Raw genomic sequence first — 23142 nt, forward strand, 5'->3', positions numbered from 1 at the left:
CAGGCACCGGCATGAACCCGGAAGCTAGAGGCTCAGTCACCTGACGGAGAGTCCAGCCTTGGATTGGCAAACCCTGCTTACCCGCGAACGCCTCGGAAAGCCTCTGCATAGCCCGGAAGAACTCGGCCGCAGCCCTTTTCACAAAGACCACGACCGCATCATTTTCTCGGGTGCCTTTCGCCGCCTCGGACGCAAGACTCAGGTTCATCCGGTCACCAGCAACGATCACATTCACACGCGCCTGACCCACTCGCTGGAAGTCAGCTGCGTGGGCCGGTCGCTGGGCATGCGCGTCGGCGAAACCATTCGCAGCGCCCTGCCCGACTGGTGCGAACCGAGTGACCTGGGGATGGTGGTGCAATCGGCTTGCCTGGCCCATGACATCGGCAATCCGCCCTTCGGGCACTCCGGCGAAGACGCAATCCGACACTGGTTCCAGCAGGCCGCGGGTCGTGGCTGGCTGGACGGCATGAGCGAAGTCGAACGCAACGACTTCCTGAATTTTGAAGGCAACGCCCAAGGCTTCCGGGTACTCACCCAACTTGAATACCATCAGTTCGACGGTGGCACCCGGCTGACCTACGCCACGCTGGGCACTTATCTGAAGTACCCGTGGACGGCAAAGCATGCCGATTCATTGGGCTACAAGAAGCACAAGTTCGGCTGCTATCAAAGCGAACTCCCGCTGCTGGAGCAAATCGCCCTTAAACTCGGCCTGCCGCAACTGGAGGAACAGCGCTGGGCGCGCCATCCGCTGGTGTATCTGATGGAGGCCGCGGACGACATTTGTTACGCGCTGATCGATCTGGAAGATGGCCTGGAGATGGAGCTGCTGGAATACGCCGAGGTCGAGTCTTTGCTGCTCGACCTGGTGGGTGACGATCTGCCGGAAACCTATCGCCAACTGGGCCCTCAGGATTCGCGCCGGCGCAAACTGGCGATCCTGCGAGGCAAGGCCATCGAGCACCTGACCAATGCCGCCGCCCGGGCCTTCGTCGAGCAACAGGACTCGTTGCTGGCAGGCACATTGCCCGGTGATCTGGTGGAGCACATGCATGGTCCGGCCAAGCGCTGCGTGTTGAATGCCAAGGACATGGCACGCAAAAAGATTTTCCAGGACAAGCGCAAGACGCTGCACGAAATCGGCGCTTACACCACCCTCGAAATCCTGCTCAACGCGTTCTGTGGTGCCGCACTGGAACAACACAACGGTCGAACGCCGTCTTTCAAGAGTCGCCGTATCCTCGACCTGTTGGGCAATAATGCGCCCGATCCTCACGGGCCTTTGCACACCTCGTTCCTGAGAATGATCGACTTCATCGCCGGGATGACCGACAGCTATGCCAGCCAAATGGCCCTGGAAATGACCGGTCGTTCAAGCCACGGCTGACAGTGCATCGATCAGCCACGCCATATTTTTTGCATGGCTGATCGATTTTTTGCGTATTTTTCAATTCAATCCCGACGTCAATAGAATTGCCCTACACCTTGTGCAGAGCCGACTGATCGCCTGAGCGGTCTGATCGCGAAATAATCATGCTCCCTCTGCTCCATAGATGAAGCATGAAAAATCTTATGTCTGAACAAGATTGGCGCATCCTGCTGGTGGAAGACCATCCCTTTCAGCTCAGGGCAACCCAATACCTGCTGGAGAGTTATGGCTTCACGCAACTCACCGCAACTGACAGCGCCGAAGCCGCCATGCAGCAAATGCTCAAGGCGTCGCAACCCTTCGACATCCTTCTGTGCGACCAATGCCTGCCCGATCTTCCGGGCCTTGATTTGATCGAATTCGCCAGTCAACGGGGAATGATCAAAAAGGCAATACTGCTGAGCAGTCTGACAACCCTTGAATTGGACGGTCTTGAAAAAATGGCCGGCGAACACGGACTGCCCTTGTTGGGTTACTTGATCAAGCCCCTGAAACAATCAGACTTTAGAAACTTATTGACCTCGGCCCAACTATAAAAAAACACAACAAAGTATTACTACGAAAATATTCAAGCACGTATGTAAAAGCTTTAAACCGATCTTTCCTACCCGCCGAACATACATACAAGAACTGAACGGATCCTCATGCAAAACCTAGTTGATCCGTAGTCCGATTCTTTTTACGCCGTAGGATTTGTCCTATATTGCCCCTATAGGTCCGTCAGTTCATGCCCCCCTCAACTATCTGAGCTAAGGTGCGCGCTTTATCTGAGCGCGTATGGGATTTGATTATGAACTCCGTTTTTATTGTCGACGATCACCCCGTCATCCGTCTTGCCGTCCGAATGTTGCTCGAACATGAGGGTTACAAAGTCGTCGGCGAAACTGATAATGGGGTCGACGCCATGCAGATGGTTCGTGAATGCATGCCCGACCTGGTCATTCTCGACATCAGCATCCCCAAACTGGATGGTCTGGAAGTTCTCTCCCGTTTCAACGCAATGAGTTGCCCCCTGAAAACACTGGTGTTAACGGCCCAGTGCCCGACACTTTTCGGGATCCGCTGCATGCAATCCGGCGCATCTGGGTATGTCTGCAAACAGGAAGACCTGAGTGAACTGGTGAGCGCGATTAAAGCCGTACTATCAGGTTACAACTATTTCCCCAGCCAAGCCTTGAATCCTGTTCGTGCTGACGATGAACGATACGCTGACCTGGAACTGTTCAAATCGGTCAACGACCGAGAGTTAATGGTATTGCAACTTTTCGCGCAGGGCCGCACTAACAAGGAAATTGCCAAAGGTATGTTCCTGAGCAACAAGACTGTCAGCACTTATAAAAAACGTCTCATGCAAAAACTCAAAGCCAAATCGCTTGTTGAACTCATTGATATGGCAAAACGCAACGCGTTAGTGTGAGAGAGACAGGATGCCCAGTCGTTTAAAGGATTATCTGACACTGCTGACCGCGGGCTTATGCCTGAGCACCTCAGTGCACGCGGAACAGACTGCAAGCGAGCATTACACCCTGCTCAGTCGCTCAATGAACGGACACATGGAAGTCCAGCTGGATAAATCACAACAACAGTGGCTTAACAATAAGCGTGAACTGATACTTGGCACTTCCGCCCCCGACTATCCTCCTTTCGACCTGACCATCAGCGGCCGCGACTACGAAGGCTTCACCGCTGATTACGCGGGCATCCTGGGCATGGCCACCGGTTTGCCAGTCAAGGTTCAGCGCTACGCGACCCGGGGAGACGCGATCGAGGCGCTGGAAGAAGGTGTGGTCGACATGCTCGGTACCGCCAATGGTTTTGAAGCCCGCAATGCCGACATCGTACTGTCCACTCCCTATGCCGTGGATCAGCCGGTTCTGGTGACAAGGGTAGGTGAAACCAGATCGCTGAGCGATGGCCTCGCCGGGCTACGGCTGAGCATGGTTTATCACTATTTGCCGCTGGACGAAGTCAAAGCCCTTTACCCGAAAGCGATCATTACCTCCTATCCTTCCTACCAGAATGCAATCAATGCGGTGGCTTTCGACCAGGCCGATGTTTTTCTTGGCGACACCATTTCCACCCATTACATGATCAACAAGGGCTACCTGAACAACATCCGCATGGCCAACTTCGGTAAACACGAAGCCCACGGATTCAGCTTTGCAGTGCATAAGGACAACCCGGATCTGCTCGGGATCATCAACGCCATCCTCAAGGCCACCCCTGCCAGCGAGCGAGAAAACATCGCCAAACGCTGGAGTGCGGGCAGCGACATTCTCCTCACCGATCAGAAACTGCAACTCACTGACCGCGAAGAACGCTGGCTGACTCGACATCCGGTCGTACGCGTCGTGGTCAATGAGGCGTTGGCGCCGCTGACTTTTTTCGACAGCGACGGCAACTTTCGCGGAGTCTCCGCCGACTTGCTCGAGCTGATCAGATTGCGCACCGGTTTGCGTTTCGACATCCATCGCAGCCGCAACGATGACGAGATGATCGAGCAGGTCAACAGCCATCAGGCCGACCTGATTGCCGCACTGCTCCCCAGTGCGCAACGGGAAACGCTGCTGAACTTCAGCCGCCCTTATCTGGAAAACTCGGTTGTCCTGCTGACTCGCAAAGCAGCCAGCAGCCCGTCAAACCTGACACAGCTGACGGGCAAGCGCGTTGCCATCGCCCAAGGCAATCCAATGGCGGATTACCTGCGCCGCGAGTTCCCGCACATCCAGCTGATCGAAACGCCGGACACCTTCAGTGCCGTGGAGTTACTCGCCGAGGGTCAGGCCGAAGGTGCGGTGAGTTCGTTGGTGATCGCCAACTATTTCATCTCATCGCGGATTTTCGAGCACACCCTTCAGATCAGCACCACCATCGGCACCCGGCAAGCCGCGTTCTCCCTGGCGACCGGGCGCGACGCCGAAGAGCTGGCTTCGATCCTCGACAAGGCATTGCTGAGCATCGCACCAGAGGAACTGGGCATTATCAACAGCCGCTGGCGAGGCTATTCATCGGCCTCGCAAAGCACCTGGCGCAACTATCACCGGGTGTTCTTTCAGATCATGCTTGGTATCGGTTTGCTGCTGCTGATTTCCGTGACCTGGAACGCCTACATGCGTCGCCAGATCAATCAGCGGCTGGCCGCGGAGCTCGCCCTGAACGACCAACTTGAATTCATGCGGTCACTGGTCAACGGAACGCCTCATCCCATCTACGTGCGCGATCGTCAGGGTTTGTTGCAAAGCTGCAATGACAGTTACCTGGAGACCTTCAGCGCCAGACGCGAAGACGTGATTGGTAAAAACGTCGTGCAGGGCAGCATGAGCAACTCATTTGAAGCTCAGGAATATCAGGCGGACTACCAGCGCGTCGTGGCCGAAGGTACGCCGCTGATTCTCGACCGGCCAATGCATATCGGTGGCCGCATGCTGACGATTTATCATTGGATACTGCCCTACCGGGATTCCAGCGGTGAAGTGCAAGGCATCATCGGGGGCTGGATCGACATCAGCGAGCGGCGACAACTGTTCGATGACTTGCGTGCCGCGAAAGAGCGTGCGGACGAAGCCAACCGCGCGAAGAGCACCTTTCTGGCGACCATGAGCCATGAAATCCGCACGCCGATGAACGCCATCATCGGCATGCTCGAACTGACCCTCAAACGTATCGATCACAGCCACCCGGATCGCCCGGCCATTGACGTGGCCTATCACTCGGCGAAAGACCTGTTGAACCTGATCGGCGACATTCTAGATATCGCACGAATTGAATCCGGGCGGCTGAGCCTGACCCCGGAGCGCGTCAACCTCAAAGAAACCGTGGCCTCGGTGGTGCGGATCTTCGACGGACTGGCCCGCCAGAAAAACCTTGGCCTGCGGCTGGACTTCAACCCGGCAGAACCGCTCACCGATGTCCTGCTGGACCCGATGCGCTTCAAACAGGTGCTGTCCAACCTCGTCAGCAACGCCATCAAGTTCACCGAACAGGGTCAGGTCCGTATTGTGGTGGAGCTGTATCCATGCGACGAACCCGACCGGGTGCTGCTGCAGTTGCAGGTCCAGGACAGCGGAGTCGGGATCAGTGAACAGGATCAACGCCGCTTGTTCGAGCCTTTCGCCCAGGCCGATCACTCCGCGCAATCCGCCAGAGGCGGTGCGGGGTTGGGCCTGGTGATCAGTCGCAATCTGTGCGAGATGATGGGCGGCAGCCTGCAATTGAGCAGCCAGACCGGTGTCGGCACTCAAGTCCAGGTCTCGCTGAACCTTGCAACGCTGCCAACCGAGCGGGTGACGGAAACCGTTCAACCGCCTACCCCAACCACTGCGGCTGCGCTGAACGTCCTGGTGGTCGACGACCATCCCGCCAATCGCTTGCTCATGTGTCAGCAACTGGAATTCCTGGGGCATCAGTTCAGCGCCGCAGAGGATGGAGAGGCTGGGTTGAGTGCCTGGAAAGACGGGTTGTTCGATCTGGTGATCGTCGATTGCAACATGCCGATCATGAATGGCTACGAACTGGCTCGCTCCATTCGCCAACATGAACAGCAAATGCAGTGTCGGCCTTGTACTGTGCTGGGATTCACCGCCAATGCACAACCCGAAGAAATACAGCGCTGCAAACAAGCCGGAATGGACGACTGCCTGTTCAAACCCCTCAGCCTCACTGCCCTGAGTCAATGGGTTGGAGATATCGCGCCGGTGCTCCGCGACCCGGCCTTCAGCCTTGAAGGGCTGCATCTGTTAACGGGCGGCAACCCGAAGCTGGACCAACGATTGTTGTCCGAACTGCTGAACAGCAACCGTCTGGACCGGCAGGAGTTGCTGGCGTTATCTCCCTCACAGGACCCGCAGTCCTTCATCGACGTGGCCCACAAAATCAAGGGCGCTGCGCGAATTGTCCAGGCAGGCCGATTGATCGACAGCTGCGAAGCACTGGAAAACGCCTGCCATGAAGTGTTCCACCCTGACGAAGTCGTCAAACGCACCAAAGCCATGGAGCGCGCGATGCTCGAACTGGAGCAGGCGTTGGAGCAACAGATTGGTCACAACGACAGAAGCAGAATGATGGAGCCTTAACTATGCTTGGACGCTGAGCAGTGTGTTAAACATCATGGAGAGACCCGCAATGCCCAGCCCACTGCGCCCGGATCAACGCCGGTTTCCCCTGCACATCCATATCAGTGTGATGTTCACCTTCCTGTTATTGCTGACCGGTGTGGTGCTGGGTATTTTCAACTATGGACAAACCACACAGATCATTCTTTCCAGCAGTGAAAAGCTCTTCAACCGCATCGAGCAGGATGTCCGCCTGGACCTGCAAGGCACCTACGAACCGATTCGCCATCTGCTGAGCCTGTTGGCGGACTACCCGGCGACCCGGGCATCGGATCTGGAGCAACGCCTGGCGTTGCTCAAACCCTTCAGCCAGTCGCTCAACGACAACCCCAACCTGGCATCGTTGTACCTTGGCTACGGTAACGGCGACTTTTTCATGGTTCGCCCCCTGCGGACCGCCGCCTTGAGAAGCGGGTTGAAAGCCCCGCAGACAGCGGCGTTTCAAGTCTGGAGCATCGAACATGACGGCAGCAGTGGTCAGATCCGCTCTCAATCCCTGTTTTTTGATCAATCCTTGACGCTTATCAACCGCTTGGACAATCCCGACGAAACCTACGATCCCCGCACCCGCGCCTGGTTCTCCAGCGCCCTCGGCGACGAGGACCAGATCACCACCGAACCGTACGTTTTTTTCTCCACTCGCAACGTCGGCACCACCCTGGCCCGGCGCAGTGGTAAAAACGCGGTGATGGGCGCCGATCTGACGCTGGCGGAACTGTCAGCCACCCTGGCCAAACATGTGGTGACGCCCCATACCGAAATCGTGCTGTTCGATGCCCAGGGCAATGCCATCGCTTACCCCGACACCAGCAAACTGATCATCGATGACCAAACCGCTCACCTGAACAAGGCTGCCGACCTGAGCCCAGGCCTCGGTGCCCTGCTTTCCAATCCACCCGCCGGCAATCGCCTCGACGCCGCCGGTCGGCAATGGATCGTGGCGCGCAGCAGCATGTCGGAGGGTGGCCCCCAGGGACTGCAACTGGCGTTGCTGGTGCCAGAAGACGAATTGCTCGCCGATGCCTACCGCATGCGTTGGCAAGGCGCGCTGATTACCCTTGCGACATTGTTGTTGTGCCTGCCCGTGGGCTGGTTGACCTCAAGGGTCCTGGTCAAGCCGTTGCGCGCACTGGTACAGGAAGCCGATGCGGTGCGCAGTTTCAATTTCAACTTTCCGGTAGGCCGCAGTTCGCCGGTGCTTGAAATTGATCAACTGAGCGTGTCGATGGCGCGCATGAAGGACACCCTCGGCAGTTTTTTCCAGATCACCGATAGCCTGAGCGCCGAGACCCGCTTTGCGCCGTTGCTGCAGCGGGTGTTGTTTGAAACCGTGAAGATCGGGCAAGCCCAGGCCGGCCTGATTTACCTGCGCGAACGTGACAGCGATCGCATGGAGCCCCAAGGCCTGGTCATCAATGACACGTCACAGGCGTTGCCCTCGTTCGGTGTTCAGGGACACGAGTTTCAGGATCCGCAGAGCCCTCAGTGGTTGCAGCAGTTGTCTAATGCCGACAATGTCGTCACCAACCTGGGTTTCGAACAGGCGGGGGATTTGCAGAAAGTAATGCTCGCGCTGGAATGCCCCCGGGTGCACCTGATCGGCATCCGGCTGCACAATCGGCACAACGAAACCGTGGGCCTGTTGGTCCTGTTATTAGCCGACAGCGGTACACAACGTGACCTGGAAAAATTGCGCCCGGACCGCATTGCGTTTCTCCAGGCTGTTTCCGGCGCGGCCGCCGTGAGCATTGAGAGCCAGCGCCTGCAAGCCAAACAGAAACAACTGCTGGACGCCTTCATTCAGCTGCTGGCCGGCGCGATCGATGCCAAGAGTCCCTACACCGGAGGTCACTGCCAGCGAGTGCCGGAGCTGACCCTGATGCTTGCCCAAGCGGCGGCTGCCAGTCAGGCCCCGGCCTTCAGCGATTACCAACCGACCGAAGATGAGTGGGAAGCGCTGCACATTGCGGCCTGGCTGCACGACTGCGGAAAGGTCACGACACCTGAATACGTGGTCGACAAAGCCACCAAGCTTGAAACGCTGAATGACCGCATCCATGAAATTCGCACCCGCTTCGAGGTTCTCAAGCGCGATGCCTGGATCAACTATTGGCAGGCTATCGCGCTGGGCGGTGACGAGCAGCACCTGGCCGAATTACGCAATGCCAACCTGGCCGGGCTGGATGATGATTTCGCCTTCGTCGCCCGCTGCAATCTGGGCGCTGAGGCCATGGCCGAGGCCGATCTGCAACGTCTGCGCAGTATCGCCGAACGCAACTGGACCCGAACCCTGGACGATAGAATCGGTGTGTCCTGGGAAGAAAACCGCCGCCAGGCACAAACTCCGGCACCGACCTTGCCGGTCAGCGAGCCGCTGTTGGCGGACAAGCCCGAGCACCTGCTCGAACGCGCCGAAAGCGAGCTGATCCCGGAAGATAATCCCTGGGGGTTCAAGCTTGATGTGCCGCGCTACAAGTACAACCGGGGCGAGCTCTACAACCTGAGCATCGCCCGGGGCACGCTGACCCGCGAGGAGCGTTACATCATCAATCACCACATGGTGCAGACGATCCTGATGCTCAGCCACTTGCCCTTCCCCGGCCACCTCAACAACGTCGCGGAAATCGCCGGCGGCCATCACGAAAAAATGGATGGCACTGGTTATCCGAAACAGTTGAAGCGCGAAGAAATGAGCCTGCCGGCACGGATGATGGCCATTGCCGATATTTTCGAGGCGCTGACCGCTGCCGACCGCCCCTACAAGAAGGCCAAGACCTTGAGTGAAGCGCTGGGCATCATGGCCACCATGTGCCGCGACGCCCATATCGATCCGGAGTTGTTCGGGCTGTTTATCAACGCCGGCATCTACTTGCAGTATGCCGACCGGTTCCTCGATCCACGACAAATCGATGCGGTCGACCTGTCAAGCCTGCTGGTCAAGGCCGGCTTGAGGGCATGATCAGCAATCGGTCAGGCGCAGGAAAATTGCCGCCAGTTGTTCGATACCGGCCTGATCGTCAGCGGTAAACCGCGCAAGTTTCGGACTGTCGAGGTCCAGCACGCCGATCAGGCGACCGTCCTTGACCAGCGGCACGACCAGCTCGCTGTTCGAGGCACTGTCGCAAGCAATGTGCCCGGGGAACGCGTGAACGTCCTCGACAAGCTGGGTCTGCAAAGTCGCCGCCGCCGTCCCGCACACGCCGCGACCGAACGGAATGCGCACACAGGCAATCTGCCCCTGAAACGGGCCGAGCACCAGTTCTTCATTACGATTGAGATAGAAACCGGCCCAGTTCAGGTCGTCGAGCTGGCTGTACAGGAATGCCGAAAACTGCGCGGCGTTGGCGATGAAGTCACGCTCGTCCGCCAGCAACGACTCTAGCTGCGCCCATAACATGCCGTAACCGTCCAGGCCTTGGCCACTCTTCTGTAAATCGATCATGCTTTGTGCTCCAACAGCTTGAGCCCCACCCAATAGCGGGCAAATTGATACGCGCAACGTCCATTGCGGTTGCCCCGGCCGGTTGCCCAGCGCACGGCGAGGATGTCCAGTTCTTCGTTGCGCTGCCACTCAAGGCCGGATTTTTCGGCCAATTGACCGATCCAGTGCTCGACGACGTCAAGGAAGTGCTCTTGAGTAAACGGATAGAACGACAGCCACAATCCAAAACGGTCCGACAGCGCGATCTTGTCTTCCACCGCCTCGCTGGGATGCAGCTCGCCATCGACCCGTTTCCAGTTTTCGTTATCGCTTTCCTTCTCCGGCACCAGGTGGCGACGGTTGGAGGTGGCGTACAGCAAGACGTTATCCGGCGCCTGCTCAAGCGAGCCGTCGAGCACGCTCTTGAGCACGCGATAGTCGCCTTCGCCCGATTCAAACGACAGGTCATCGCAGAACAAAACAAACCGTTGAGGCAGCCTGGCGATCTGTTCGACCACACGCGGCAGGTCCGCCAAGTGATCGCGCTCGATCTCGATCAACCGCAAGCCGGCCTTGGCGTGCTCGGCCAGCAAGGCGCGCACCAGCGACGATTTGCCGGTGCCGCGCGAGCCCCAGAGCAACGCGTGGTTGGCGGGCATGCCATCGAGGAACTGCTGGGTATTTCGCCCCAGTTGCTCCACTTGCCGGTCGACACCGATCAGGTCGGACAACCGTGTGTCGAGGCTGACCTGCAGCGGCAGCAGAAAACCGCTGCGGCCCTCGCGCTGCCAGCGCGCGGCCAGGCATTGCGTCCAGTCGATGGCTTGCCGAGGTGCAGGCAAGAGCGGTTCGATACGGGCCAGGACGGCATCGGCGCGTTCAAGAAAAGCATTCAATCGGGAATCCACGTCTTCTCCTCAGGCACGTTCACAGTGATGATGGCATTACAGCGACGCAACACAGCGCCTGGCGTCCCTTTAACCCCTTGTCGCACAAGGGCTCGCGCGAACATCGGTATCCATGCATGATCGACTATGCTTGAGCAGCGAAGGGAAACGGAAGTGGTTCAACACCCCATGGATATCAAGTTCACCCACCGGCTGTCGTACAAGCAAGCCCGGCTGACTGTGCTCGTCGGTTTCATTCTGGGCACGCTGCTCAGTCTGCTGCAAATAGGCATCGATTATGCCAGCGAAGACGCCTCCATCAACCGCGAAATCCTGTCTTTGCTGGAAATCAGCCATAACCCCGCGTCCCGTATCGCCTACAACATCGATGCCGAACTCGCCCAGGAACTAACCATGGGCCTGTTGCGCTCACCTGCAATCCTCGGTGCGCAACTGACAGACAACAACGGAACCGTTCTGGCCAGCGTCAAACGCCCGACCCAGCAAAACAACTACCGGATGATCAGCGACTTCCTGTTCGGCGCCAACCGTCAGTTCGAAGACCGCCTCTACCTCGACCAGTTGCCGGATGAATCCCTCGGCACCTTGCGCCTGGAAGTCGATACCTACGCCTTCGGCAGCCGTTTCCTGCGTCGGGCCGAGGTGACGCTGCTCAATGGTTTCGCGCGCAGCCTGATCCTGACCGGCATCCTGTTGGCGCTGTTCTACGTGATGCTGACGAAACCGCTGGTGCGGGTCATCCGCGAACTCAGCGGACGCGATCCGCGCAGCGCTGAACCGACCTGGCTGGAATACCCGAGCGGGCATAAAAACGATGAAATCGGTGTCCTGGTCAAAGTGGCCAACCAGCAATTTGAAAACATCGCCACCGAAATCCAGCAACGACGCAACGCTGAAAACCGCCTGACCGACTACCTCGGGCAACTGGAAAACATCGTCTCGGCCCGTACCGCGGAGCTCAAGGCGATCAATGCCAGGCTGAGTCAATCCAACCAGGAACTGGAAGTTGCGCGAAGCACCGCCCTGGATATGGCCGAAGCACGCTCGGTGTTCCTCGCCAACATGAGCCATGAAATCCGCACGCCACTCAACGGCCTGCTGGGCATGATCGCGCTCTCGCTGGACGGCCCACTCAATGCCGAACAACAGCAACAGCTGTCCATCGCCCATGACTCGGGCAAAGTCCTGGTGGAGTTGCTAAACGATATTCTCGACCTGTCGAAATTCGATGCCGGCCAACTCGAACTCGAACACATTCCGTTCGACCTCGGATCGCTGATCGAAGACACCGCCAACCTGCTGTCGCAGAACGCCGCACCCAGCGTCGAGTTGACCTGCCTGATCGATCCGCACTTTCCGGCGTTGGTACTGGGGGATCCGACTCGCGTCCGGCAGATCGTCAGCAACCTGCTGTCCAACGCCCTCAAGTTCACCCGGTTCGGTCGCGTCGATGTGCGCCTTTCAACGTTTGAGGATGGCGTCAGAATCGAAGTCTGCGACACCGGCATCGGGATTGCCCAGGATGCCCAGGTCAAAATCTTCCAGCCCTTCACCCAGGCCGGGGCCGGCATTACCCGGCAGTTTGGCGGCACCGGGCTGGGGCTGGCGCTGACTTATAATCTGTGCGAAGCCATGCAGGGGCGGCTGACCATCAGCTCGGAAGCGGGTTTTGGCAGCCAGTTCTGCGCCGACCTGCCGTTACCCTGCCACACCCGGGCCATGCCCCTGCAGCCTCTATCCGGCAAGATCATCGCGATCACTGCCGCCAACAGTGGTCTGGCGGAACTGTTGAAAAACCTGTTGCCCGGCTGGGGCCTCGATTATCAACAACGCGCCATCGATGACTCGTTGATCGGCCTCGACCCGGATGTGCTGATCACCGACTGCCCCGAATGCCTGTTCGGCCTGCGCCCGACCTTCGACGCCCCTATCCTGCTGGTGACCGCCTATGGCAGCTTCATGCCCAGCGAAGAAGCGAGCGCCCTGGCGCCCCTGCAACAACAGGCGCGGCCTCTGGCCCGCAATGCGCTTTACCAGACCTTGCGCCGGGTGTTGCAGCCGGAAAGCAACCTGATCAACGGAGCCCGGGTCGAAGCCCTTACCCCGCAACGGCGCGGACGCGTCTTGCTGGTGGAGGACAACCCGGTCAATCAATTGGTGGCCAAGGGCATGCTCGGCAAACTCGGTTGCGAGGTGATCGTCGCCGCTCACGGTGCCGAAGCCCTGGATCAGCTCGAGCACAACGAATTCGATCTGGTGCTGATGGATTGCAACATGCCGGTGATGGATGGCTACGAGGCCAGTCGGCAGATCCGCCGCAGCGGGCGCTGGCCACAATTGCCCATCGTGGCTTTGACCGCCAACGCCATGTCCGAGGAACGCGAACGCTGTCGTGTGGCGGGCATGAGCGACTACCTGGCCAAGCCTTTCCGCCGCGAAGAACTGGCTGCCCTGCTCGACCTGTGGATACCGACTACGACAGTGCCTTGATTTGTCCCAACAGGTGATCGAGGCCTTCACGCAGATCATTCAGGCGATCCAGATCGACGCCGCTGTCGCACAACAACCGGGCCTTGAGCGGCCCGACCTGATCACGCAAGGCCTTGCCGGCAGGCGAAAGACTCAGGTGCACCTCTCGCTCATCGCGCGCCGAACGCTGGCGCTGCACCAGTTGCAGTTGCTCAAGACGCTTGAGCAACGGCGTCAGGGTGCCGGAATCCAGCGCCAGGCGTTCGCCCAGCGCCTTGACCGTCGGCTGCTCCGGCGCCGCTTCCAGCCATTCCCACAACACCAGCATTGCCAGGTATTGCGGATAGGTCAGGCCAAGCTGATCGAGCATCGGCTTGTAGGCACGAATCACCGCTCGCGAGGCCGCATACAGTTTGAAGCAAAGCTGGCTGTCGAGCTTCAGGGAATCGACGGACAAGGTGTTCATTTGAGTAGGGCTTCGATCTCGCCGCTCAGGTCCTGCGGCTTGGTCGCCGGAGCGAAGCGCTTGACCAACTGACCGTCCTTGCCGATCAGGAACTTGGTGAAGTTCCACTTGATACCCTGGGAGCCCAGCACGCCCGGTGCACGCTTCTTCAACTGCACGAACAGCGGATGGGCGTCGGCGCCGTTGACGTCAATCTTCTTGAACAGCGGGAAGCTGACACCGAAGTTCAACTCGCAGAACTCGGAAATCGCCCCTTCGTTACCCGGTTCCTGCTTGCCGAACTGATTGCAGGGAAAGCCGAGCACCACCAGGCCTTGATCCTTGTAGGTCTGCCACAATTCTTCGAGGCCTTTGTATTGCGGGGTGAAACCGCATTTGCTGGCGGTGTTGACCACCAGCACGGCTTTGCCGGCGAAATCGGCCAGGGTTTTCTGTTCACCTTTGATGGTGGTCACCGGGATGGTCAGCAGGTTGTCGCTCATGGGGTCAGGCTCGATAGGAAGGAACGAGCACCAAACATAGCGAGCAATTGAATTGTGTGCAATTTAAATTATTCGACGCCGATCACCGTGGACGCCGGGCTTGCCCGCGCTGGCGTCCTTCAGGCCGCCAGCGCGAGCAAGCCCGGCTCCCACAAGGCTCGTCTTACTCGCGTGGCACCAGGTCCAGGCACACCGAGTTGATGCAATAGCGCAGGCCGGTCGGCGGCGGGCCATCCGGGAACACGTGCCCCAGGTGCGCGTCGCATTTGGCGCAGACCACCTCAGTACGGATCATGCCGTGGCTGACATCACGGATCTCGACCATCGCGCTGTCGCCGATCGGCGCGTAGAAGCTCGGCCAGCCGCAGCCGGAGTCGAATTTGGTCTTGGAGTCGAACAGCGGCTCGCCGCAGCAGATGCAGTTGTAGACGCCGTCGGTCTTGGTGTCGTTGTATTTGCCGGAGAACGGCCGTTCGGTGCCCTTGAGACGGCAAACGTTGTACTGCTCTGGATCGAGCATCGCCTTCCATTCTTCCAGGGTTTTATCCAACTTTTCCATCGTCACACCTCAGCAGCTGAAAAAGCCCGATCTGTACCTTTTCCACGGATCGGGCGGCACGTATGATTGCGCCTCGTCAAACGCCAGTCTGGCAGCCAGACCACGCGCATTCAAACGGATTTATGAGTGCTGCCTCTCAAGGCGTCAGGCCTGTGTGAATACGCAGGATTCCCAGCACGGTCGTTCATACGCCGCCTGGATCGTTCATTTTCGGGAACACATCGCCATGCAGGTCAGCAAATCGAACAAGCTCGCCAACGTCTGCTACGACATTCGCGGCCCAGTGCTAAAGCACGCCAAACGCCTGGAAGAGGAAGGTCATCGCATCCTCAAGCTGAACATCGGCAACCCGGCGCCCTTTGGTTTCGAAGCGCCGGACGAAATCCTCCAGGACGTGATCCGCAACCTGCCGACCGCTCAAGGCTATAGCGACTCCAAAGGCCTGTTCAGCGCGCGCAAGGCCGTCATGCAGTACTACCAGCAAAAGCAGGTGGAAGGCGTCGGCATTGAAGACATCTACCTGGGTAACGGCGTTTCCGAGCTGATCGTGATGTCGATGCAGGCCCTGCTGAACAATGGCGACGAAGTACTGGTGCCAGCGCCGGACTATCCGCTGTGGACCGCTGCCGTGAGCCTGTCCGGCGGCAACCCGGTGCACTACCTGTGCGACGAGCAGGCCAACTGGTGGCCGGACCTGGCCGACATCAAGGCCAAGATCACCCCGAACACCAAGGCCCTGGTGATCATCAACCCGAACAACCCGACTGGCGCCGTGTATTCGAAAGAAGTGCTGCTGGGCATGCTGGAGCTGGCTCGCCAGCACAACCTGGTGGTGTTCTCTGACGAGATCTACGACAAGATCCTGTACGACGACGCCGTGCACATCTGCACCGCGTCCCTGGCGCCGGACTTGCTGTGCCTGACCTTCAACGGTCTGTCCAAGTCCTATCGCGTCGCTGGTTTCCGTTCCGGCTGGATCGCCATTTCCGGCCCAAAACACCACGCCCAGAGCTACATCGAAGGCATCGACATGCTGGCCAACATGCGCCTGTGTGCCAACGTGCCGAGCCAGCACGCGATCCAGACCGCACTCGGCGGCTATCAGAGCATCAATGACCTGGTGCTGCCGCAAGGTCGCTTGCTGGAACAACGCAATCGCACCTGGGAACTGCTCAACGACATTCCAGGCGTGAGCTGCGTCAAGCCGATGGGTGCGCTGTATGCGTTCCCGCGGATCGACCCGAAAGTCTGCCCGATCCACAACGACGAGAAGTTCGTGCTCGACCTGCTGCTCTCCGAGAAGCTGCTGGTGGTGCAAGGTACGGCCTTCAACTGGCCTTGGCCGGATCACTTCCGTGTCGTGACCTTGCCACGGGTGGATGACCTGGACATGGCCATCGGCCGGATCGGCAACTTCCTCAAATCCTATCGCCAGTAAGCTGAACTTCACCGTGCGACGCGCGCGTCTGTCGCACGGTGATTAATTCAGCAACACATCTTTGCACCCCGCCAGACATCGCTGCCGCCATCGCTGACTGATGCCACGTTTCGTGACCGCGTCTAACAAAGACGGGGGCTGTGACGCGAATTGGCTGTCAAACGCGTCCGGCGTCCCCGTCGGAAATGCCCTGCAAGCAGCTAGACTGTTGCCGTAGGACACAGTTTGAAATAGTCACTCGGTTGAATAGCCCGGTGCAGCACCTTATATACCCCGCAGTACGCTACATCTTTAGCATGAGGAGATTTCTACAACCATGATGCGCATCCTGCTGTTTTTGGCCACTAACCTGGCGGTCGTGCTGATTGCCAGCATCACCCTGAGCCTTTTCGGCTTCAACGGGTTCATGGCGGCCAACGGGGTTGATCTCAACCTCAATCAGCTGCTGATTTTCTGTGCGGTCTTTGGTTTCGCCGGTTCGCTGTTCTCGCTGTTCATCTCCAAATGGATGGCGAAGATGAGCACCAGCACCCAAATCATCAGCCAGCCGCGCACACGTCACGAGCAATGGCTGCTGCAAACCGTCGAGCAACTGTCCCGCGAAGCCGGGATCAAGATGCCCGAAGTCGGGATTTTCCCGGCCTACGAGGCCAACGCGTTCGCCACGGGCTGGAACAAGAACGACGCATTGGTCGCGGTCAGCCAGGGTCTGCTCGAGCGTTTTTCGCCGGATGAAGTGAAGGCCGTCCTGGCTCACGAAATCGGTCACGTGGCCAATGGCGACATGGTCACCCTGGCGTTGATCCAGGGCGTAGTGAACACCTTCGTGATGTTCTTCGCGCGGATCATCGGCAACTTTGTCGACAAGGTGATCTTCAAGAACGAAGAAGGCCAGGGCATCGCCTACTACGTGGCGACCATCGTCGCCGAACTGGTCCTGGGCATTCTGGCCAGCTCCATCGTCATGTGGTTCTCGCGCAAACGCGAGTTCCGCGCAGACGAAGCCGGTGCACGTCTGGCAGGTACCAGCGCGATGATTGGCGCCTTGCAACGCCTTCGTGCAGAACAGGGTCTGCCGGTGCACATGCCGGATACGCTGAATGCCTTTGGCATCAACGGTGGCATCAAGCAAGGGTTCGCTCGTATGTTCATGAGCCACCCGCCGCTGGAAGAGCGTATTGACGCGTTGCGTCGTCGGGGCTGATAGCGCTCGCACTACGCAGTAAAAGAAAAGGCCCGCAGTGAATGCGGGCCTTTTTTTGTCTGCCGATTGATGCGGTGTTCATTCAGGCCCCATCGCGAGCAGGCTCCCACAGGTAACCGAATGATCCGAATAGACGCGATCTCCTGTGGGAGCGGGCTTGCTCGCGAAGGGTTCAGCAAACTCAACGCATCTTAATGGCTGGAAACCCGATACACCCGCTCTTCAAGCCGCGTGACGCCACTCTCGACAAACTTCCAGCTCTCGCCCAGCACGTCCTGGTCTTCCAGTATCTTCAGTGCCCAGGTCGCCCCGAACAACCGTTGCACTTCGTCGTCCAGCACCGCAAACGGCGGGCCGTCCATTTGCGCCTGGTCGTAATCCAGGGTAATCAAAATCCCCAGCGAATCCTTCGGCATAATCCGCTTCAGATGTTCGGCGTATTGCTCGCGCATGGTTGGCGGCAAGGCGATCAAGGCAGCGCGGTCGTACAGCGCACTGCAATCGGCGACATCGCCGGCAGTCAACGCGAAGAAATCACCGCACCAGATTTCGATCGAACCTGCTCGATAGACCGTAAAAGGGCCCTGGTCGCTGACGTCCGGATCAAACTGATGCTCGTGGAAAAAGTCTTCCACGGCCTTTTCCGACAGCTCGATGCCCAACACCTCGTGACCGCATTTCGCCAGCCACAGCAGGTCCAGGCTTTTCCCACATAACGGCACCAGTACACGCGCGCCCTCCTCCAGGCCCAACTGCGGCCAGTACCGTTGCAGATATGGATTCACTTCCGGCAGGTGAAAACCGATCTGATTCGACGTCCACCGCTTGTGCCAAAACTCCGGCTGCATAATTAATCCCGAAAATTCGATCAAAAGACCCTAAAACTTATATTAGATTTAGATCAATGATCTGACTGAAGATGCTGCCATCTTACCCCTCAGGAGCTCATTCATGTTCCCCAGCCTTTACATATCCCATGGCTCGCCCATGTTGGCACTGGAACCGGGTGCCAGCGGGCCCGCCCTCGCGCGGCTCGCTGCAGAAATGCCGAAACCGAAAGCCATCGTGATTGTCTCTGCGCACTGGGAAAGTAACGACTTGCTGGTCAGCGGCAATCCCCGTCCTGAGACGTGGCATGACTTCGGTGGCTTTCCCAAGGCTTTGTTCGAGGTGCAATATCCGGCGCCGGGCGATCCGCAACTGGCGGCGGAAGTTGTCGAACATTTGAAAGCCGACGGCCTGCCTGCACGCATTGATGCCGAGCGGCCCTTCGATCACGGAGTCTGGGTGCCGTTGTCATTGATGTATCCGCAGGCGGACATCCCGGTGGTGCAAGTCTCGCTACCCACCCGTGGCGGCCCTGTCCTGCAAACCCGGGTCGGCCATGCCCTCGCCAGCTTGCGCGAACACGGCGTGTTGTTGATCGGGTCTGGCAGCATCACCCACAACCTGCGTGAACTGGACTGGCACGCCGGCCCGGAAAGCGTCGAACCGTGGGCCAAGACGTTTCGCGACTGGATGATCGAAAAACTCGCGGCCAACGATGAACTCGCGCTGCACGATTATCGCCAGCAGGCGCCGAATGCGGTGCGCAACCATCCCAGCGATGAGCATTTGCTGCCGTTGTACTTTGCTCGCGGGGCTGGCGGTGAGTTCAGCGTTGCCCATCAGGGTTTCACCATGGGTGCGCTGGGGATGGATATCTACCGTTTTGGCTGACAGATCTCAGGCCAGGCACAAACAGCAGGCCAAAAAAAATCCCCGAACCAGTCGGGGATTTTTTATGTTCGATCAATCAGCCCGAAAGCGGATCAATCTTCGCGGTAGCGACGCAGCTTCAACTGCTTACCGGCAACGCGAGTGTCCTTCAGCTTGGTCAGCAGACGCTCCAGACCATCTTCCGGCAGCTCGACGAGGCTGAAGCTGTCACGCACCTGGATGCGACCGATTGCTTCGCGAGCCAAGCCACCTTCGTTGAGGATGGCGCCCAGCAGGTTCTTGGCAGCGATACCATCACGCGCACCCAGCGCGGTACGGCAACGAGCACGACCTTCAGCCAATGGAACCGGAGCACGACGCTCACGATCACCACGGTCCGGACGGTCACCGGTACGCTCTGGACGATCGCCACGCGGTGCGTTGTTCGGCACCAGTGGACGTTCTTTCTCGATTGCAGCCAGAGTCAGCGCTTGAGCGTTGGTTGCCTTGCGCAGCAGAGCAGCGGCCAGTGCACGCGGGGTGCAGCCGATGTCGGCAGTCAGGCGATCCAGCAGTTCACCGTGAGTCGACTCGGCATCACCAACCAGCGGCGACAGGCTGTTGGTCAGTTTCTTGATGCGGGCATCGAGAACAGCCTGGGCGTCCGGCAGGCGAACTTCAGCAACTTTCTGACCGGTTACACGCTCGATCACTTGCAGCATGCGGCGCTCACGCGGAGTCACCAGCAGCAGTGCACGACCTTCGCGACCGGCACGGCCAGTACGGCCGATACGGTGAACGTAGGACTCAGGATCGTAAGGCATGTCAACGTTGAACACGTGAGTGATGCGCGGAACGTCCAGGCCACGGGCAGCAACGTCAGTCGCCACAACGATGTCCAGACGGCCATCCTTGAGGGATTCGATTACGCGCTCACGCTGGTTCTGAGCAATGTCACCGTTCAGCGCAGCGGCTTTGTAGCCTTTGGCTTCCAGGGCACTGGCCAGGTCCAGGGTCGCTTGCTTGGTACGCACGAACATGATCAGGGCGTCGAAGTCTTCCACTTCCAGCAGGCTCAATACAGCCGAGGTCTTCTGGTCAGCGTGAACCAACAGGTGAGCCTGTTCGATCGCGGTAACGGTCTGAGTCTTGGTCTGGATCTTCACGTGTTGCGGATCGCGCAGATGGCGTTCAGCAATGGCACGGATCGACTGAGGCAGGGTGGCCGAGAACAATACGGTCTGACGGGTTGGCGGCAGAGCCTTGAAGATAACTTCGAGGTCGTCCATGAAACCCAGTTTGAGCATTTCGTCCGCTTCGTCGAGAACCAGGTGGTTCACGGTCGACAGGACTTTTTCGTCACGACGCAGGTGGTCGCACAGACGGCCCGGCGTGGCGACAACGATCTGTGCGCCATTACGGATTGCTTTCAGTTGTGGGCCCATCGGGGCGCCGCCGTAAACGGCCACAACGGTAACGCCCGGCATTTGCTTGGCGTAGGTTTCGAAAGCGGTTGCTACTTGCAGCGCCAACTCACGGGTTGGCGCCAGGATCAGGGCTTGCGGCTCGCGCTTGGCAGGATCGATGCGGTGCAGGATTGGCAGAGCGAACGCGGCGGTTTTACCGGTACCGGTTTGCGCCTGGCCAATCATGTCGTGGCCGGCCATGATGATCGGGATCGATTGCTGCTGAATAGCCGAAGGCTCTTCGTAGCCAGTCGCGATGACGGCTGCAAGAATATTCGGATTAAGATTAAAAGCGGCGAAGCCGCCGGTTTCCTGGGTCATGGGTCTGCCTCTAAGTGCATCCGCAAAGACCCATGCTCCAAAGCTGCGCATGCCGTGTAAGACTCAAGAGTCGCCCTGGCTGCTTTGTCGGCGGGGATTTGCGAAAACGAATGAATGAAAAAGATTCGTCAAGGGAGAGTCCGCTGTGCGGACGTGCAGCCGAAGCTGACTTCGGGAAATTGCGCTACCTAAACGCGGCCCGGTTAAAGGCCGGCGCGCACTATACCGGAATTCGCTCAAAAAGGGAGCATTATTTGTCGGAAAACTGACGTATACACCGTTGTGTCACAGGCTTTGCGGATAATCGTGCAACGGTCTATTTTTCAAAGGCCCGGCCCCGCTGGCGATGGCGCTAAAACGGTTCACCGATGTGACGCAGACCCGCGGTCTGACACTCCCCTTCCCGCCCGAGGAAATGCTCCATGAATCAGCCCGCCCCCAGTCGTGTCACCCGTGAAAAACACGGCCATGTCCTGTTGATCGGCCTGGATCGGGTGGCCAAGCGCAACGCGTTCGACCTCGACCTGCTCAACGCGCTGAGCCTGGCCTATGGCGAGTTCGAGGCGGACAGCGAAGCGCGGGTGGCAGTGGTGTTCGCTCATGGTGAGCATTTCACCGCCGGACTCGACCTGATCAATGCCAGCGCGGCCCTGGCCGACGGCTGGCAAGCGCCGCCCGGCGGTTGCGATCCGTGGGGGGTGTTTGCAGGGCCCCGGGTGAGCAAACCGGTGATTGTCGCCGCGCAAGGCTACTGCCTGACCATCGGCATCGAGCTGATGCTGGCCGCCGACATCAACCTCTGCGCCAGCAATACCCGATTCGCCCAGAAGGAAGTGCAGCGCGGGATCTTCCCCTTCGGTGGCGCCACGTTGCGTCTGCACCAAGTCGCCGGCTGGGGCAATGCCATGCGCTGGCTGCTGACCGGCGATGAATTCGATGCGCATGAAGCGTTGCACCTGGGGTTGGTGCAGGAAGTCATGGCCAGCGAGGATCTGCTGCCGAGGGCGATTGAATTGGCTGAACGGATTGCCCGGCAGGCGCCGCTGGGGGTTCAGGCGACGCTGATGTCGGCCCGGCAGGCGCGCTATGAAGGGGAAACGGCGGCGGCGCAGGGATTGCCGCCGTTGGTGAAGAAGTTACTGGCGAGTGAGGATGCCCGGGAAGGTGTGCGGTCGATGGTCGAGAAGCGACCGGGGGTCTTCAAGGGCTACTGACAGATTTGCTTTTGTGGCGAGGGAGCTTGCTCCCGCTGGGCTGCGAAGCGGCCCCAAAATCTTCGCAATCAATGCAAATCTTGTGAGTGCTGCGCACTCAAGCGGGAGCAAGCTCCCTCGCCACAAGGCCTCATTGCATCAGGTTGCCGGTCGAATCGCCTTGATCAACGACTGCAACGAATACCCCAACCGCGGCGCCAGCTCTTTGGCCCGGGCGGTCAATCCTTCCAGATCCAGCTCCTGATCCAGCTCCGAAGGCACGATCAAAATCACGTTGCCCTCCTTCACCGGCAACTCCCAGTAATGCCGGTGATAGAGCCCACGCAACAACGCAGCGCCCAACGGCTTACCGTCATCGGTGGCCCACTGATTGATCACCAGCCAGCCGCCCGGATTCAAGCGTTTCTGACAGTTTTCCAGGAAGTTCCAGGCCAGATGCCCGACACCCGGACCGACATCGGTATAAAGGTCGACGAAAATCAGGTCCGCCGGCTCGGCGGTATCGAGCAACTCCAGCGCATCGCCGACGCGGATATACAGTCGCGGGTCGTCATCCAGCCCAAGGTATTCGATGGCCAGACGCGGTACGTCGGGGCGCAGCTCGATGGCCTCGACATCTTCTAGCGGCAGGAACTTGAGGCACGCTTGGGTCAGCGTGCCGGCGCCGAGCCCGAGGAAAAGCGCGCTTTCCGGCTGTTCGTGGCACAGCGCACCAATCAGCATCGCGCGGGTGTAATCGTACTCGAGCCAGCTTGGGTCCGCCGTGAACACGCAACTCTGCTCGATGGCATCACCGAACTCGAGAAAACGGTAATCGGCCACTTCCAGCACGCGAATCACGCCGAATTCATCCTGTACCTCGGCGAGCAGATGCTCGACGCGCTCCTCAGTCATTTCGTCTCCTGATCGTCGCCAGGCCCGGCAACGCGATAAACCGCAACATGAAGCGGCAA

Annotated in this window: 18 protein-coding genes; 10 read left to right on the plus strand and 8 right to left on the minus strand. The window is 58.8% G+C overall.

Features of this window, described 5'->3' with window-relative positions; translation table 11 throughout:
* Window positions 1-58: 58 nt before the first annotated feature.
* From DJ564_RS22960 to DJ564_RS22980, 5 genes are all read left to right on the plus strand, one after another.
* Window positions 59-1390, plus strand: a complete 1332-nt coding sequence (locus tag DJ564_RS22960) for a deoxyguanosinetriphosphate triphosphohydrolase (RefSeq protein ID WP_109633594.1) — start codon at window positions 59-61, stop codon at window positions 1388-1390.
* A gap of 185 nt (window positions 1391-1575) precedes the next feature.
* On the plus strand, window positions 1576-1968 hold the full coding sequence (locus DJ564_RS22965; RefSeq protein ID WP_109633595.1) for a response regulator: 393 nt from the start codon (window positions 1576-1578) through the stop codon (window positions 1966-1968).
* Window positions 1969-2222: 254 nt separating this feature from the next.
* Entirely contained in the window at window positions 2223-2849 is a 627-nt protein-coding gene (locus DJ564_RS22970; RefSeq protein WP_109633597.1) for a response regulator transcription factor, read from the plus strand.
* Between the two features lie 10 nt (window positions 2850-2859).
* Window positions 2860-6504, plus strand: coding sequence for a transporter substrate-binding domain-containing protein (locus DJ564_RS22975; RefSeq protein WP_109633598.1), 3645 nt, complete (start codon window positions 2860-2862; stop codon window positions 6502-6504).
* Window positions 6505-6553: 49 nt separating this feature from the next.
* Window positions 6554-9502 carry an HD domain-containing phosphohydrolase gene (locus DJ564_RS22980; RefSeq protein WP_109633600.1) on the plus strand — a complete coding sequence of 983 codons (2949 nt, stop codon included), beginning with the start codon at window positions 6554-6556 and terminating at the stop codon, window positions 9500-9502.
* Here the strand turns inward: DJ564_RS22980 and DJ564_RS22985 are convergent, their stop codons facing one another.
* Complete coding sequence (locus DJ564_RS22985; protein ID WP_109633602.1) at window positions 9503-9985, minus strand: GAF domain-containing protein; 483 nt, start codon at window positions 9983-9985, stop codon at window positions 9503-9505.
* Window positions 9982-10872, minus strand: coding sequence for an ATP-binding protein (locus tag DJ564_RS22990; RefSeq protein WP_109633603.1), 891 nt, complete (start codon window positions 10870-10872; stop codon window positions 9982-9984). Before DJ564_RS22990 ends, DJ564_RS22985 begins: the two co-directional genes overlap by 4 nt.
* Before the next feature lie 168 nt (window positions 10873-11040).
* On the opposite strand from DJ564_RS22990, the gene DJ564_RS22995 reads away from it, so the two are divergent.
* Entirely contained in the window at window positions 11041-13362 is a 2322-nt protein-coding gene (locus DJ564_RS22995; protein WP_109633605.1) for a response regulator, read from the plus strand.
* Here DJ564_RS22995 and DJ564_RS23000 read toward each other — a convergent pair.
* From DJ564_RS23000 to msrB, 3 genes are all read right to left on the minus strand, one after another.
* Window positions 13346-13807 carry a MarR family winged helix-turn-helix transcriptional regulator gene (locus DJ564_RS23000; RefSeq protein WP_109633607.1) on the minus strand — a complete coding sequence of 154 codons (462 nt, stop codon included), beginning with the start codon at window positions 13805-13807 and terminating at the stop codon, window positions 13346-13348. The genes DJ564_RS22995 and DJ564_RS23000 overlap by 17 nt on opposite strands.
* Window positions 13804-14289: a glutathione peroxidase gene (locus DJ564_RS23005; protein ID WP_109633608.1), complete on the minus strand. Its 486-nt coding sequence runs from the start codon at window positions 14287-14289 to the stop codon at window positions 13804-13806. Before DJ564_RS23005 ends, DJ564_RS23000 begins: the two co-directional genes overlap by 4 nt.
* A 163-nt stretch (window positions 14290-14452) precedes the next feature.
* Window positions 14453-14848 carry a peptide-methionine (R)-S-oxide reductase MsrB gene (gene msrB / locus DJ564_RS23010; RefSeq protein ID WP_109633610.1) on the minus strand — a complete coding sequence of 132 codons (396 nt, stop codon included), beginning with the start codon at window positions 14846-14848 and terminating at the stop codon, window positions 14453-14455.
* 226 nt (window positions 14849-15074) lie between these two features.
* On the opposite strand from msrB, the gene DJ564_RS23015 reads away from it, so the two are divergent.
* Window positions 15075-16286: a pyridoxal phosphate-dependent aminotransferase gene (locus tag DJ564_RS23015; protein WP_008030363.1), complete on the plus strand. Its 1212-nt coding sequence runs from the start codon at window positions 15075-15077 to the stop codon at window positions 16284-16286.
* Between the two features lie 316 nt (window positions 16287-16602).
* Entirely contained in the window at window positions 16603-17490 is an 888-nt protein-coding gene (gene htpX, locus DJ564_RS23020) for a protease HtpX (RefSeq protein WP_109633611.1), read from the plus strand.
* 191 nt (window positions 17491-17681) lie between these two features.
* On the opposite strand, the gene DJ564_RS23025 is transcribed toward htpX, so the two are convergent.
* Window positions 17682-18338, minus strand: a complete 657-nt coding sequence (locus DJ564_RS23025; RefSeq protein WP_109633613.1) for a thiopurine S-methyltransferase — start codon at window positions 18336-18338, stop codon at window positions 17682-17684.
* Window positions 18339-18441: 103 nt separating this feature from the next.
* Between DJ564_RS23025 and DJ564_RS23030 the strand changes: the two genes are divergently transcribed.
* Window positions 18442-19209 (plus strand): class III extradiol ring-cleavage dioxygenase, encoded by a 768-nt coding sequence (locus DJ564_RS23030; protein ID WP_109633615.1) that lies wholly within the window; start codon window positions 18442-18444, stop codon window positions 19207-19209.
* A gap of 92 nt (window positions 19210-19301) precedes the next feature.
* Here the strand turns inward: DJ564_RS23030 and DJ564_RS23035 are convergent, their stop codons facing one another.
* Entirely contained in the window at window positions 19302-20975 is a 1674-nt protein-coding gene (locus DJ564_RS23035) for a DEAD/DEAH box helicase (protein WP_109633616.1), read from the minus strand.
* Between the two features lie 422 nt (window positions 20976-21397).
* Here DJ564_RS23035 and DJ564_RS23045 point away from each other — a divergent pair, with 422 nt between their 5' ends.
* The gene (locus DJ564_RS23045) at window positions 21398-22189 is read left to right on the plus strand and encodes a crotonase/enoyl-CoA hydratase family protein (RefSeq protein ID WP_109633618.1); all 792 of its coding nucleotides are present in this window, start codon (window positions 21398-21400) and stop codon (window positions 22187-22189) included.
* 138 nt (window positions 22190-22327) lie between these two features.
* On the opposite strand, the gene DJ564_RS23050 is transcribed toward DJ564_RS23045, so the two are convergent.
* Window positions 22328-23083, minus strand: coding sequence for a spermidine synthase (locus tag DJ564_RS23050; RefSeq protein WP_109633620.1), 756 nt, complete (start codon window positions 23081-23083; stop codon window positions 22328-22330).
* Window positions 23084-23142: the final 59 nt, after the last annotated feature.

The sequence above is a fragment of the Pseudomonas sp. 31-12 genome, from assembly GCF_003151075.1.
In the GTDB taxonomy this organism is placed as follows: Bacteria; Pseudomonadota; Gammaproteobacteria; order Pseudomonadales; family Pseudomonadaceae; genus Aquipseudomonas.

Excerpts from the sequence above, each read along its gene's own strand:
- DJ564_RS23030 (WP_109633615.1), top strand. The coding sequence starts at position 18,442 with ATGTTCCCCAGCCTTTACATATCCCATGGCTCGCCCATGTTGGCACTG.
- DJ564_RS23015 (WP_008030363.1), top strand. The coding sequence starts at position 15,075 with ATGCAGGTCAGCAAATCGAACAAGCTCGCCAACGTCTGCTACGACATT.
- DJ564_RS22980 (WP_109633600.1), top strand. The coding sequence starts at position 6,554 with ATGCCCAGCCCACTGCGCCCGGATCAACGCCGGTTTCCCCTGCACATC.
- DJ564_RS23025 (WP_109633613.1), bottom strand. The coding sequence starts at position 18,338 with ATGCAGCCGGAGTTTTGGCACAAGCGGTGGACGTCGAATCAGATCGGT.
- DJ564_RS23050 (WP_109633620.1), bottom strand. The coding sequence starts at position 23,083 with ATGACTGAGGAGCGCGTCGAGCATCTGCTCGCCGAGGTACAGGATGAA.
- DJ564_RS23035 (WP_109633616.1), bottom strand. The coding sequence starts at position 20,975 with ATGACCCAGGAAACCGGCGGCTTCGCCGCTTTTAATCTTAATCCGAAT.
- DJ564_RS22970 (WP_109633597.1), top strand. The coding sequence starts at position 2,223 with ATGAACTCCGTTTTTATTGTCGACGATCACCCCGTCATCCGTCTTGCC.
- DJ564_RS22965 (WP_109633595.1), top strand. The coding sequence starts at position 1,576 with ATGTCTGAACAAGATTGGCGCATCCTGCTGGTGGAAGACCATCCCTTT.
- DJ564_RS23005 (WP_109633608.1), bottom strand. The coding sequence starts at position 14,289 with ATGAGCGACAACCTGCTGACCATCCCGGTGACCACCATCAAAGGTGAA.
- DJ564_RS22995 (WP_109633605.1), top strand. The coding sequence starts at position 11,041 with ATGGATATCAAGTTCACCCACCGGCTGTCGTACAAGCAAGCCCGGCTG.
- DJ564_RS22975 (WP_109633598.1), top strand. The coding sequence starts at position 2,860 with ATGCCCAGTCGTTTAAAGGATTATCTGACACTGCTGACCGCGGGCTTA.
- DJ564_RS23000 (WP_109633607.1), bottom strand. The coding sequence starts at position 13,807 with ATGAACACCTTGTCCGTCGATTCCCTGAAGCTCGACAGCCAGCTTTGC.
- htpX (WP_109633611.1), top strand. The coding sequence starts at position 16,603 with ATGATGCGCATCCTGCTGTTTTTGGCCACTAACCTGGCGGTCGTGCTG.
- DJ564_RS23045 (WP_109633618.1), top strand. The coding sequence starts at position 21,398 with ATGAATCAGCCCGCCCCCAGTCGTGTCACCCGTGAAAAACACGGCCAT.
- msrB (WP_109633610.1), bottom strand. The coding sequence starts at position 14,848 with ATGGAAAAGTTGGATAAAACCCTGGAAGAATGGAAGGCGATGCTCGAT.
- DJ564_RS22985 (WP_109633602.1), bottom strand. The coding sequence starts at position 9,985 with ATGATCGATTTACAGAAGAGTGGCCAAGGCCTGGACGGTTACGGCATG.